The organism is Pseudomonas sp. NBRC 111123 (genome assembly GCF_001320205.1).
GTDB lineage: Bacteria > Pseudomonadota > Gammaproteobacteria > Pseudomonadales > Pseudomonadaceae > Aquipseudomonas > Aquipseudomonas putida_J.
Genome location: NZ_BCAZ01000020.1, coordinates 24,095 through 36,540 on the forward strand (window position 1 = coordinate 24,095; position 12,446 = coordinate 36,540).

Sequence of the window (12,446 nt, forward strand, 5' to 3'; positions counted from 1 at the left end):
CCGGCGCTGCATCCGTTGACAGCGATAACAAGGGAACCCGCATGACTTACTGTGTCGCCATGCACCTGGCGGACGGGCTGGTCTTCATCAGCGACTCACGCACCAATGCCGGTATCGACCAGATATCGACCTTTGCCAAGTTGTTCGTGTTCAGCCTGCCGGGCGAGCGCCTGATCGTCCTGCAGACTGCCGGCAACCTGGCGACCTCGCAGTCGGTGGTGAACCTGCTCCAGCAACGTACCCACGGCCCTGGCCCGCACCTGCTGAATGTTGCCACGCTGTACGACGCCACGGTGCTGGTCGCCGACACCCTGCGCGAGGTGGTCAGCCGCGACCGCAGCAAGCTGACTGCCGGCATCGACCTGAGCTGTTCGTTCATCGTCGGCGGTCAGATTGCTGGCGGGCCCATGGCCATCTTCAACGTCTACGCACAGGGCAACTTCTTCCAGGCCACGGCAGATACCCCCTTCTTGCAACTGGGCGAAAGCAAGTACGGCCGGCCGATTCTCGACCGCAACCTGCGCTACCACACGCCCTTGGACGAAGCGCTGCGCTGCGGCCTGATTTCCTTCGACTCGACCATTCGCAGCAACCTGTCAGTAGGCATGCCGCTGGACCTGCTGGTGTACCGCAAGAACAGCCTGGAGGTGCACGCGCGCCAACGCATCAGCGCCGACGATGCTTACTACCAGCAGATTCGCAGGCAATGGAGCGACGGCCTGAAAAGGCTCCTGGCCGAACTGCCAGCGCCTCCGTACGGTTGAAGGCCAGATGAATGCCGAGTGATAAAACTGTACAGAAATTCTCTTCTGTATAGCGTTATCCGGATACCTGCACTATACCTTGTACATCAGCCTAATTTTGTACAGGTATTGTGCATGTCCAACTACCTGCAGCACTTCACCGAACGCTTTGCCACGCTGGGTGCACACAATCTTGACCAGCTTGGCGAGTTGTACAGCGAGGATGTCACTTTTCGCGACCCGCTCCATCAGATCAGCGGGCTCACAGCCTTGCGTGGCTATTTCGCGCAGCTTTATGCCAACGTGGCCGAGGTTCGCTACACCTTCGAGGGCCTTGACGAACCACAGCCGGGCCACGGCTACATCCGCTGGACCCTGCACTACCGCCACCCACGCCTGGCCGGCGGGCAGCCGATCAGCTTGCAAGGCTGCAGCCATCTGCGCTGGCGCGGGCGGGTTCACTTTCATCAGGACTACTTCGACGCCGGCGCGTTGCTGTATGAGCATGTGCCCGTCATGGGCCGGGCGGTTCGCTGGCTCAAGAGCAGGCTGGCATGAGCCGCTGCTGGCTGACCGGTGCCAGCAGCGGCATCGGTGCGGTACTGGCGCTGCGCCTGCTGGAGCAAGGCCACCAGGTAGCGCTTGGGGCGCGCCAGGCAGACAGCCTGGCGGAGCTGGCCGCACGCTTTGCCGGCCAGGTCCTGCTGGCGGTCGGCGATGTCGACCAACCTGAGCAGGTGGCACGCATCGCCGCGCAGATCGAACAGGCCTGGGGTTCGCTGGACCTGGTGATCCTGAATGCCGGCACCTGCGAGTACCTGGAGCCGGGGCAGTTCGACCCGGCCCTGGTCGAGCGGGTGGTCCGCACCAACCTGATCGGCACCAGCCATTGCCTGGCGGCCGCCCTGCCCTTGCTGCGCCGCGGCAAACGCCCGCACCTGGTGGTCATGGGCAGCTCGGTCAGCTGGCTGGCGCTGCCACGGGCCGGTGCCTACGGCGCGTCCAAGGCAGCGCTGCGCTATCTGGTCGAGTCGCTGCGCCTGGACCTTGCCAGCGAAGGCATCGATGTCACCCTGGTCAGCCCCGGCTTCGTCGATACCCCGCTGACGCGCCGCAACGACTTCCCCATGCCGCAGCTATGGAGCGCCGAGCGCGCCGCCGGGTACATTGCTGCGCGCCTGCCACACCGCCCACTGGAGATCACCTTCCCCGCCACCTTCATCCTGTTGCTGCGCCTGCTCGGCGCACTGCCGGCACGCTGGCGCCTGAAGCTGGGCCAGCGCCTGGCGCGTCAACCCCAGGGCTGAGCCATGCATATCGCCATCATCGGCAGCGGCATCGCCGGCCTCACCTGCGCCCACCTGCTGTCCCGCCGGCATACCGTCACGCTGTTCGAAGCGGCGGACCGGGTCGGTGGGCATACCCATACCGTCGATGTGCACTGGCACGGCCAGCACTATGCGGTGGACACCGGTTTTATCGTCTTCAACAACTGGACCTACCCGCACTTCATTCGCCTGCTGGAACACCTGGGCGTCGCCTCGCGGATCACCGAGATGAGCTTTTCGGTGCACGACCCGCGTACGGGTTTCGAGTACAACGGGCACAACCTGCGCAGCCTGTTTGCCCAGCGCCGCAACCTGCTGTCGCCAGGCTTCTGGGGCATGCTGGGCGATGTGCTGCGTTTCAACCGCCAGGCGCCGGCCGACCTCGACCAACAGCGTATCGATGGCGCGACCACCCTGGGCCATTACCTGCGCGACAACCGCTACGGCCAACGCTTCATCGACCACTACATCGTGCCCATGGGTTCGGCCATCTGGTCGATGTCACGGGCCGACATGCTGCAGTTCCCGCTGCAGTTCTTCGTGCGTTTCTGCCGCAACCACGGCCTGCTGTCGGTCAACCAGCGCCCGCAATGGCGGGTGATCGAGGGTGGTTCACGCAGCTACCTGGCGCCGCTGTGCCGGCCCTTTGCCGAACGCATCCGCTTGAGTTGTCCGGTGCAACGGGTCAGCCGCGACGACGAAGGCGTGGACGTGGCCTGGGCAGGCGGCAGCGAACGCTTCGACAAGGTGGTGTTCGCCTGCCACAGCGACCAGGCCCTGGCGCTGCTGGACGCCCCCAGCGAGCACGAACAGGCCATCCTCGGCGCCATCCACTACGCCAGCAACGACGTGGTGCTGCACACCGATACCCGCCTGCTGCCCCAGCGGCGCAGGGCCTGGGCCAGCTGGAACTACCGCCTGGGCGGCAGCGAACAGGCACCCGCTGCCGTTACCTACAACATGAACATCCTGCAAGGCATCCAGGCGCCGGTCACCTTTTGCGTCAGCCTCAATCAGACCGCGCTGGTGGACCCCACGCAAATACTCGCCCGCTTCGAGTACGCGCATCCGCAGTACAGCCTCGCCGCCGTGGCCGCCCAGGCCCGTCAGGCCGAACTGCAGGGCCCGCTGCACAGCTACTACTGCGGCGCCTACTGGGCCAACGGTTTTCACGAAGATGGCGTGCTCAGCGCGCTGACCGTCGCCAGCCACTTTGGAGAACAGCTGTGAACAGCAGCCTGTGCCACGGCTGGCTCAGCCACCGGCGCTTGACGCCCGGGCACCACGCGTTCCGTTACCGCGTCGGCATGTTCTACCTGGACCTCGACGAGCTGCCGCGCCTGCTGGGCCTGTCCCGCTGGCTTGGGCGCTCGCGCCTGGCACCGTTGTGCTGGCGCGAAAGCGACTACCTGCCCGCATTGACCCGCCAGGGCATGCCCCTGGTCGAGGCCGCACGCCTGCTGGTTGGCCAGGCCACCGGGCAGGTGCCCCAAGGTGCCATTCACCTGCTGACGCAACCACGCTGCTGGGGGCTGTCGTTCAACCCGGTAAGCGTCTACTTCTGCCACGACTGCCAAGGGCAGGTGGCGGCCGTGCTGCTGGAGGTGCGCAACACCCCCTGGCGCGAGCGCTTTCACTATGTGCTGCCGGTGCAAGGCAACCTGGCCCAGCCATTTGCCGTGGCCAAGGCCTTCCACGTCTCGCCGTTCATGCCGATGGACATGGACTACCGGCTGCGCTTCGCCCTCGATGCGCAACGTGTACACGTGCACATGGAAAACTGGCGCGCCGGGCAGAAGGTGTTCGACGCCGACCTCGCCCTGCAACGCCAGCCGCTCGACCGCGCCAACGTGCAACGCCACATCCTGGCCTTCCCGTGGATGAGCCTGCGCACCGTCACCGGCATCTACTGGCAAGCCCTGCGCCTGCTGCTCAAACGCACACCCGTATACGACCATATCGCCAGCCAGCACGACCTGGCGCCAGGCCAAGCCATCCACGAGGAGCCAGACCATGTCCGAACCGACCTTGAGCGTTAGCAAATCAGCCAGCATTGCTCCGCTGCTCGGCGGCCTGGCCAGGCATGCGGTGCTGGCGCAGCTGAGCCAGTTGAGCCACGGCCAGCTGCGCCTGATCAGCCGGGACCGGCAATGGACCTTCGGCGACCTCGCCAGCCCACTGTACGCCGAGGTGGAGATCGTTGACGATGCCGCCTGGGGCCTGGTGGCCGGCAATGGCTCGATCGGCGCCGGCGAAGGCTATATCCATGGCTACTGGCGCAGCCCGGACCTGGCCGCGGTGACCCGGCTGTTCGTCGCCAACCTCGACGTGCTGGACGCCATGGAGGGCGGCCTGGCCCGCCTGGCGCGCCCGGCCCTGCGCCTGCTGCACCGCTTCAACCAGAACAGCCGACGCGGTGCGCGGCGCAACATCCTGGCCCACTACGACTTGGGCAATGCCCTGTTCGAACGGTTGCTTGATCCGACCATGATGTATTCCGCTGCGCGCTTCGACAGTGCCGAACAAAGCCTGGAGCAGGCTCAGATAAACAAGCTCCGGCTTATCTGCGAGAAGCTCGAACTCAAGCCCGACGATCACCTGCTGGAAATCGGCAGCGGCTGGGGCAGCCTGGCCATCCATGCCGCCGTGCAGCATGGCTGCCGGGTCACCACCACCACCCTCTCCGCCGCGCAGCACGCCCACACCTTGCAGCGGGTCAAGGCGCTGGGCCTGGAAGGGCATGTCACCGTACTGCACGAGGACTACCGCGACCTGCGTGGGCGCTTCGACAAGCTGGTGTCCATCGAGATGATCGAGGCCGTCGGTCACCGTTACCTGCCCACCTACTTCCGCCAGTGCGCTTCGCTGCTCAAGGACGATGGCCTGATGCTGCTGCAAGCCATCACCATCCGCGACCAACGCTATGCCCAGGCCCGGCGCTCGGTGGACTTCATTCAGCGCTACATCTTCCCCGGCGGCGCGCTGCCCTCGCTGAGCGTGCTGCTCGACACCGCCAGCCGCCAGACGGCGCTGAACCTGGTGCACCTCGAGGACTTCGGCCAGGACTATGCACGCACCCTGCGCCATTGGCGCGACAACCTGCGCCACTCGTGCACAGAGCTGATCAGGCTTGGTTACGACGAGGCCTTCCAGCGTCTGTGGGAGTTCTACCTGTGCTATTGCCAGGGCGGCTTCGAGGAACGGACCATCGGCGTGGCACAGATGCTGTGGGCCGGGCCCAAGGCGCGACGGGCGCCGCTACCGGGCGCCTGAACATGGGCCGCCGTGGCTGGCTGCTCGGCAATGCGCTGTGGCTGCAGGCCGGCTGGTGGCTTTGTGTATTGGGGGCACACAGGCCCTGGCTGTTGCTGATCGTGCTGGCCGGCCTGCTGCTGCACCTGCGCCTGAGCCCCGGCGGTGAGTGGCGCGTGCTGCTGGCAATTGCGTTGGTTGGCTGCCTGCTGGACAGCACCTTGGGAATGCTCGGCGTATTCAGCTTCGGCCAGTGGCCGCTGCCGCCCTGGCTGGCACTGCTGTGGCTTGTGTTGGCCAGTGGCATGCGCCACAGCCTGGCAGGGTTTGCCCGGCCAGCGTGGCGCGCGGTGTTGCTGGGCATGTTCGGGGGCCCGTTGGCTTACCTGGCCGGCGCCCGGCTGGCCGGTGTCGACCTGCCACTGGGGCGCCTGGAAACCGCGCTGGTCCTGGCGCCGGTCTGGGCACTGGCGCTGCCGTTGGCCTTGCGCTTCGCAGCAAGGGCAAAGCAGACCGTTTGAGCCCACGCCGCAGCTGACCCTCGGCCTGTTGCGCGCACGCCTTTCACTTTTCCAGCGCCGCTGCCACCTCTGCAGCCAGTTCGATGAATGCGCGGGCGGTTGCACGCTGATAACCGCCCCTGCGCTGCATCAATACCGCCGTGCGCTGCAAACGGACCGGTTCGAGTGCAATGGCAACCAGGTCTTCATTGGCAAGGGCAATGGTTGCAGGCAGCAAGGTCGACAGGGACGTACGGCGCACGATCTCGATCACTGCACTGATGGTGTTGGCCTCCATCCGCACCCGTGGGTGAATGCCATGTTGCTGGAAGAAACGGTCGATCTGTTCGCGGGTGGCGAACTCCCCGCTGAGCACGATCAATGATTCAGTGCTCAGCGCTTGCAGCCCGATACCTGTTGCCTTGGCCAAGGGGTGCCGGCGGTTGACCACCAACGCCAAGGTCTCGACCAGTAACGGGCTGGCCTCGATGTCCTGGGCCTGAACGTCCTCGAATGCGATCCCCAGGTCCAGCTCGTCTGCAAGCAGCATTGCTTCCATGCGCTCCTGGGACATTTCACGCACGTTCAGGGTGATGTTCGCATAACGAGCATGGAACGCCTCGACCAAGGGGCCGACCAGGTAGGAGGTGAACGTTGGCGTCACGGCCACCCGCAGCAGGCCGCGGCTGAGGTCGCTGACGTCATGAATCGCACGCTTGGCTTGCTCCAGTTCCTGCGCGGCCCGTCGTGCATAACGCAGGTAGACCTCCCCGGCATCGGTCAGCCGTGTGCTACGCCCCGAGCGATCGAACAGCTGCGCGCCAAGGCTTTCCTCCAACTGCCGGACCTGCTGCGACAGTGCCGGCTGCGACACATGCAGGGCCGTTGCGGCGCGGGTGAAGCTGCGGTGTTGCGCCACGGCGAGGAAGTACTGGATGTGTCGGGCAAGCATGGCAACTCACATAAGATAATCTGATGGAGCCAATCATAAATGAGACTTTTACCTTATGCCACGCGCTCCGTAATCTCTGCTCCAACACACCGCGACATTGAGGCAGCAGCCATGAAAGACATCATCGACGGTTTCCTGAGGTTCCAGCGCGACGCCTTCCCCGAGCGGGTCAAGCTGTTCAAGGACCTGGCCACCCAACAAAGCCCAAGGGCACTGTTCATCTCCTGCTCCGACAGCCGCCTGGTACCGGAACTGGTGACCCAGCGCGAGCCCGGCGACCTGTTCGTCATCCGCAACGCCGGCAACATCGTGCCCTCCTACGGCCCTGAGCCAGGTGGCGTATCGGCCTCGGTCGAATACGCCGTCGCGGCGCTGCAGGTGGCCGACATCGTGATCTGCGGCCACTCGGACTGCGGCGCCATGACCGCCATCGCCACCTGCAAGTGCCTGGAGCACATGCCCGCCGTAGCCGGCTGGCTGCGCTACGCCGACTCCGCGCGGGTGGTCAACGAAGCCCGCCAGCACCCCGACCAGCCGACCAAGGTCGCGGCCATGGTGCGCGAGAACGTTATCGCCCAACTGGCCAATATCCAGACCCACCCGTCAGTGCGCCTGGCCCTTGAAGAAGGCCGCGTGACCCTGCACGGCTGGATCTACGACATCGAAAGCGGCCGCATCGATGCCTTCGATGGCCGCAGCGGCAGCTTTGTGTCACTCGCCGCCAACCCCGACGTATGTGCCGTTTCCCATCAAGCCAGGCACGTTGCCTGACCGCAATTTCCACCCAAGGAGATACCCCCATGATCCACTCGCACGCTACCCAAAGTGCTCGCCAGGCCCTGACCGAAGTCATCCTCATGGCCAAGGCCCGCAAGGACCTGTCTTATGCCCAGATCACCGAGGGCACCGGCCTGTCCGAAGCCTTCGTCACCGCCGCCCTGCTCGGCCAGCACCCACTGCCCGCCGATGCCGCCAAGGTGGTAGGCGAAAAGCTCGGCCTCGACGTTGACGGCATCGCCCTGCTGCAGACCATCCCGGTACGCGGTTGCATGGAAAACGGCGTGCCGACCGACCCGACCATCTACCGCTTCTACGAGATGCTGCAGGTGTACGGCACCACCCTGAAAGCGCTGGTCCACGAGAAGTTCGGCGACGGCATCATCAGCGCCATCAACTTCAAGCTGGACGTGAAGAAGGTCGACGATCCGGAAGGCGGCTCCCGTGCCGTCATCACCCTGGATGGCAAGTACCTGCCGACCAAGCCGTTCTGATCCTGCTGTAAACGGCTCACCGCTCGAGTGCGGTGGGCCCGAGCTGACGTGAGGAGCAACGCCCATGGATATCATCTTTCGAAACGTGCGCATCGATGATGCGCAACCCTTGCTGGACGTGGCCGTGCACAACGGCAAGATCGCCCAGATCGCCCCGGCGATTGCCGCCCGTGCTGCGCAGGAAGTCGAGGGCAACGGCAACGTGCTGATTCCGGGGTTCGTCGAAGGCCACCTGCACCTGGAAAAGGCCAACGTCATGCAGCGCAAGGCCAATCGCTCCGGCACCCTGAAGGAAGCGATCGCGGTGACCGCCGCGCTCAAGCCGACACTGACCCGCGAAGACATCCTCGAGCGCTCGACCCAGGTCCTGCGCGCCCTCGTGCAGGCGGGCAGCAGCCATGTCCGCGCCCATGCCGAGTTCGACCCGGCACAGGGCTTTACGGGGCTCGACGTGGTGCTCGAGCTGCGCGAAAGGTTCCGCGACGTCATCGACATCCAGGTGGTCGCGTTCCCCCAGGAGGGCATCCTGAAACTGCCGGGCATGCAGGCCATGATGGTCGAGGCCATGGAGAAAGGCGCCGATGTCGTCGGCGGTATTCCCTACAACGACGATTCACCTTTCGATCACATCGATTTCGTCTTCGACCTGGCCAAACGCTACGGCAAGGACATCGACTTCCACCAGGACTTCGCCGATGACGCCGAGCAGATGACCATCGAGTATGTGGCCCGGCGCACCATCGCCGAGGGCTATCACGGCCGCGTCTGCGTCGGCCACCTGACCAGCCTGGCCGCGGTCGAGCCCGACCGGCAAGCGCGCATCATCGAACTGCTGCGCGAAGCCGACATCAGTGTGATGTGCCTGCCAGCCACCGACCTGCACCTGGGTGCCCGTGGCGACAGCCATAACGTAAGGCGCACACTGACCCCGGTGCGGGCGTTGCGCGATGGCGGCGTGAACGTCTGCCTGGCCACCAACAACATTCGCAATGCGTTCACCCCGTATGGCACGGGCGACTTGCTGCACATCGCGCAACTCGCCATCCCGGCCTGCCACCTGGGCGGCGCCGATGACCAGGCCACGGTGCTGCCGATGCTCACGACCCGCCCGGCCCGGGCCTTGGGGTTGCGCAACTATGGCCTGGAAGTGGGCAAGGACGCTGACCTGGTGCTGGTGGACACGCAGGCGGTCAGCGATGTGATACTTGATCTGCCGGCACGGCTGATGGTGCTCAAGCGTGGCAAGGTGGTGGCGACTGCGGAGCATCGGCGCTCGGTGGTTTTCTGAAGCGTGCGCCGTTATTGCTGCTGGCGCGTGGCACAGACCACGATCTCCCTGATGCCTACCGATTGCGGCTGGCCATAGGCGAAGTCGATCACTTCAGCGATGTTGTCGGCGGTCAGCACGCCGCCCATGCCTTGCTTCCAGCTGTCGTAGCCCGCCTTGATGGCCTCATCGCTGGTGTGGCTGAGCAGTTCGGTCTCCACCGCGCCCGGCTCGATGGTGATCACCCGCACATTGCTCGGCGACAGTTCTTCGCGCAGGTTCTCGGACAGCCCGCTGACGGCGAACTTGGTACCGACGTAAGCGACATGGTTGGGGAACGTTTTTGCGCCCGGCAACAGAGCTGACGTTGATGAGGGTGCCTTGCTTGCGCTCGACCATGCCGGCAACCACGGCATGGATGCCGTTGAGCAGGCCACGCGCATTGATGTCGAGCATGCGGTCCCATTCCCCAGGATCCTGGGTAGCGATGCTGCCCAGCAGCATCACCCCGGCGTTGTTGATGATCGCATCCACCGGGCCGAAGCGGTCGCAGCCGGGCTGGGCACGGCCATCGTCCCCGAATCACTGGCAGCCGAACACCGCGGTGTGCACGTAGAAGCATTGCCACAGCTGGACCTGCGGCGACGCATCGGCTTGTGTTATTCCGCCCAGGCGCTGGCGCTCGTAGGCGTTGCCCAACTGCGTGACGCGCTCGATTCGGCGGCGAGCTGAGAGGGCCTGCGGAAATTTGACAGCCACCGCCAGGCAAACTACTGAATAAGTGCCTGAAATCGCAATGTGAGGAACATGAACATGGAACGTACCCTGGCTTGCCTGCTGATCGCGAGTGGCCTGCTGGCGGCCGGGCAGGCCCTCGCAGGCGGAAAGGACCTGGCGCCAGGGCCAGTCGTCAACGACGGGCCGCTGCTCTGGCACAACGAAAGCCTGACGTATCTCTGGGGCAAGAACTACAAGGTCGACCCGCCCATCCAGCAAACCTTCACCTTCGAGAGTGCCAGCAACTGGACGTGGGGCGACATCTGGTTCTTCGTCGACCAGATCAACTACAACGGCAAGGACAGCGCCAACAACGGCAAGAGCAGCTATTACGGCGAGTTCAGCCCGCGCCTGTCGCTGGGCAAGATCACCGGCAGCGACCTGTCGTTCGGCCCGATCAAGGATGTGCTGATCGCCAGTACCTACGAGTTCGGCGAGGGTGATGTCGAGGCTTACCTGCTCGGCCCAGCCGTCGACCTGGCCATCCCCGGCTTCGATTACTTCCAGCTGAACGTCTACTACCGCAAGCCCGACGGCAATCGCGTGCCCTCCGGCGCGTGGCAGGTGACGCCGGCCTGGGCCATCACGATCCCCGTCGGCAACTCGGACATCCTGTTCGACGGTTTCATGGACTGGGTCGTCAACAACAAGGACGCCAGCGCCAGCCACCGCAATCAGTCGGACTACCACGCCAACCTGCACTTCAACCCGCAGCTCAAGTACGACCTTGGCAAGGCCATGGGCTACGAGGCCAAGCACCTGTACGTGGGCCTGGAATATGACTACTGGTCGGACAAATACGGCATCAGAGACTCCAAAGGCTTCACCACCGATCAGAACACCGCAAGCGCCCTGGTCAAATATCACTTCTGAGGTTGCCCAACGGCAGCGAATGTCAGGCAGTGGGGCCTGACACCGCATTGACGCCTTCCAGCGTCGTAAAGGAAATGTCTTTTGCAGTGAGCAGGAAGTCACTCATGTACGGCACAGCGAGCATGTCGCTGCGCACCGCCGCGAACAGCGTCGCCTGCAAGCCTTTCTCGCCCAGGCGCCTGGCGATCACATAGCCGCGGGTGGTGTACTCGTGCACCGCCCAGTTCGGCAGGCAGCACACGCCACGGCCGCTGGCCACCAACTGCATCATCATCACGGTCATTTCTGCCGTGCGTACCTGGGCCGGTTCGATGTCAGCCGGGTCGAGGAAGCCGGTGAAGATGTCCAGGCGGTTGCGTTCGATCGGGTAGGTAATCAGCGTCTGGCTGGCGATGTCGGCAGGTTCCACATACGCCTTTTCGCGCAGGGCATGATGCTTGTCGATGGCCAGCATGGCCTCATAGCCGAACAGCGGCACGTAGGTGATCCCGGGCAAGGCCAGCGGGTCGGACGTCACCACCAGGTCAAGATCCCCCCGCTGCAGCGCCGGCAACGGCGCGAACGCCAGGCCCGATGCCAGGTCCAGTTCAACCTCCGGCCAGGTGCTGCGAAACGCGTCCAGCGAAGGCATCAACCATTGGTAGCAGCTGTGGCACTCGATCGCGATGTGCAGCCGATCGGCCGTGCCATTGGCCAGCTTGCTCAGGTTGCGCTCCGTGGTGCGGATCAGCGGCAGCACCTGGTCGGCCAGTTGCAGCAGCTTCAGGCCTGCGGTGGTGAAGCGTACCGGTTTGGACTTGCGCACGAACACCGGCATGCCGACGCGATTTTCCAGCTCCCGGAACTGGTGCGACAGCGCCGACTGGGTCAGGTGCAGGCGCTCGGCGGCTTCGGGCATGCTGTCCGTTTCGCGCAAGGCATGCAGGGTGCGCAGATGTCTCAAATCGATCATGGGAAGCCGGCAAGCCCTCACGCCGCGCCATGCGCGGCAAGGTTGCAATATTGTCCTTTGAAATACAGCAAGGGTTGCGTCACCGCAGTTTCTTGCACGCTCAGCGCCTTCACCTCACCCACTACGATCAGGTGATCCCCGGCAACGTGTTCGGCGTGAATCTCGCAATCCAGCCAGTGCAGGCTGCCCGCAATAAGCGGATTGCCAAACGGCGACGGCTGCCATTGAACGCCACGCCACTTGTCAGTCCCTTTGCGGGCGAACTGCTTGGAGATGCCGACCTGTTCACCCGACAGGATGTTGACCGCGAATCGACCCGCCTGGCGCATGCCGGGGTAACTGGCCGAGCTTGCCATCACACTGAACGAAACCAGCGGTGGGTTCATCGACACGCTGTAGAACGACTGGCAGGTGAAGCCGACTGGCTGGCCCTCGACCCACGACGTGATCACAGTAATGCCGGATGCGTAGTGCCCGAGCGCTTCGCGAAAGTGCAATGGCTCGATGGCCGTACTGGGAAGTGACATGTTG

The 12,446-nt window shown here is 64.4% G+C and carries 15 protein-coding genes and 1 pseudogene; 12 read left to right on the forward strand and 4 right to left on the reverse strand.

The features are described from left to right. The first annotated feature begins 41 nt into the window (after positions 1 to 41). From APH27_RS12440 to APH27_RS12470, 7 genes are all read left to right on the forward strand, one after another. On the forward strand, positions 42 to 764 hold the full coding sequence (locus APH27_RS12440; protein ID WP_027918764.1) for a proteasome-type protease: 723 nt from the start codon (positions 42 to 44) through the stop codon (positions 762 to 764). Between the two features lie 114 nt (positions 765 to 878). Further along, positions 879 to 1,301: a nuclear transport factor 2 family protein gene (locus tag APH27_RS12445; protein ID WP_060484956.1), complete on the forward strand. Its 423-nt coding sequence runs from the start codon at positions 879 to 881 to the stop codon at positions 1,299 to 1,301. After that, positions 1,298 to 2,050 (forward strand): SDR family oxidoreductase, encoded by a 753-nt coding sequence (locus tag APH27_RS12450; RefSeq protein ID WP_060484957.1) that lies wholly within the window; start codon positions 1,298 to 1,300, stop codon positions 2,048 to 2,050. Before APH27_RS12445 ends, APH27_RS12450 begins: the two co-directional genes overlap by 4 nt. A 3-nt stretch (positions 2,051 to 2,053) precedes the next feature. Continuing rightward, the gene (locus APH27_RS12455; protein ID WP_060484958.1) at positions 2,054 to 3,301 is read left to right on the forward strand and encodes an NAD(P)/FAD-dependent oxidoreductase; all 1,248 of its coding nucleotides are present in this window, start codon (positions 2,054 to 2,056) and stop codon (positions 3,299 to 3,301) included. Continuing rightward, entirely contained in the window at positions 3,298 to 4,110 is an 813-nt protein-coding gene (locus tag APH27_RS12460; protein ID WP_027918823.1) for a DUF1365 domain-containing protein, read from the forward strand. The genes APH27_RS12455 and APH27_RS12460 overlap by 4 nt, the downstream gene beginning before the upstream one ends. Continuing rightward, complete coding sequence (locus tag APH27_RS12465) at positions 4,085 to 5,344, forward strand: cyclopropane-fatty-acyl-phospholipid synthase family protein (protein ID WP_060484959.1); 1,260 nt, start codon at positions 4,085 to 4,087, stop codon at positions 5,342 to 5,344. The genes APH27_RS12460 and APH27_RS12465 overlap by 26 nt, the downstream gene beginning before the upstream one ends. A 2-nt stretch (positions 5,345 to 5,346) precedes the next feature. After that, a complete protein-coding gene (locus tag APH27_RS12470) occupies positions 5,347 to 5,844 on the forward strand; it encodes a DUF2878 domain-containing protein (RefSeq protein WP_060484996.1) in 498 nt (165 codons plus the stop codon). Between the two features lie 43 nt (positions 5,845 to 5,887). On the opposite strand, the gene cynR is transcribed toward APH27_RS12470, so the two are convergent. Further along, complete coding sequence (cynR, locus tag APH27_RS12475; RefSeq protein WP_060484960.1) at positions 5,888 to 6,775, reverse strand: transcriptional regulator CynR; 888 nt, start codon at positions 6,773 to 6,775, stop codon at positions 5,888 to 5,890. 111 nt (positions 6,776 to 6,886) lie between these two features. Here cynR and APH27_RS12480 point away from each other — a divergent pair, with 111 nt between their 5' ends. From APH27_RS12480 to APH27_RS12490, 3 genes are all read left to right on the forward strand, one after another. Continuing rightward, on the forward strand, positions 6,887 to 7,546 hold the full coding sequence (locus APH27_RS12480; protein ID WP_060484961.1) for a carbonic anhydrase: 660 nt from the start codon (positions 6,887 to 6,889) through the stop codon (positions 7,544 to 7,546). 29 nt (positions 7,547 to 7,575) lie between these two features. Continuing rightward, positions 7,576 to 8,046: a cyanase gene (gene cynS / locus APH27_RS12485; protein ID WP_027918772.1), complete on the forward strand. Its 471-nt coding sequence runs from the start codon at positions 7,576 to 7,578 to the stop codon at positions 8,044 to 8,046. Positions 8,047 to 8,110: 64 nt separating this feature from the next. After that, positions 8,111 to 9,334: an amidohydrolase family protein gene (locus APH27_RS12490; protein ID WP_060484962.1), complete on the forward strand. Its 1,224-nt coding sequence runs from the start codon at positions 8,111 to 8,113 to the stop codon at positions 9,332 to 9,334. An 11-nt stretch (positions 9,335 to 9,345) separates the two neighbouring features. Here the strand turns inward: APH27_RS12490 and APH27_RS12495 are convergent. Continuing rightward, positions 9,346 to 9,859, reverse strand: a pseudogene (locus APH27_RS12495) (SDR family oxidoreductase); the annotation flags it as partial. Between the two features lie 39 nt (positions 9,860 to 9,898). Between APH27_RS12495 and APH27_RS25865 the strand changes: the two are divergent. Both APH27_RS25865 and APH27_RS12500 read left to right on the forward strand, forming a co-directional pair. Beyond that, positions 9,899 to 10,045, forward strand: a complete 147-nt coding sequence (locus APH27_RS25865) for a hypothetical protein (protein ID WP_256250583.1) — start codon at positions 9,899 to 9,901, stop codon at positions 10,043 to 10,045. Positions 10,046 to 10,126: 81 nt separating this feature from the next. Continuing rightward, on the forward strand, positions 10,127 to 10,963 hold the full coding sequence (locus tag APH27_RS12500) for an outer membrane protein OmpK (RefSeq protein WP_060484963.1): 837 nt from the start codon (positions 10,127 to 10,129) through the stop codon (positions 10,961 to 10,963). Between the two features lie 22 nt (positions 10,964 to 10,985). On the opposite strand, the gene APH27_RS12505 is transcribed toward APH27_RS12500, so the two are convergent. After that, a complete protein-coding gene (locus tag APH27_RS12505; RefSeq protein ID WP_060484964.1) occupies positions 10,986 to 11,915 on the reverse strand; it encodes a LysR family transcriptional regulator in 930 nt (309 codons plus the stop codon). 17 nt (positions 11,916 to 11,932) lie between these two features. Beyond that, positions 11,933 to 12,442 (reverse strand): flavin reductase family protein, encoded by a 510-nt coding sequence (locus APH27_RS12510; RefSeq protein ID WP_060484965.1) that lies wholly within the window; start codon positions 12,440 to 12,442, stop codon positions 11,933 to 11,935. Between the last annotated feature and the right edge of the window lie 4 nt (positions 12,443 to 12,446).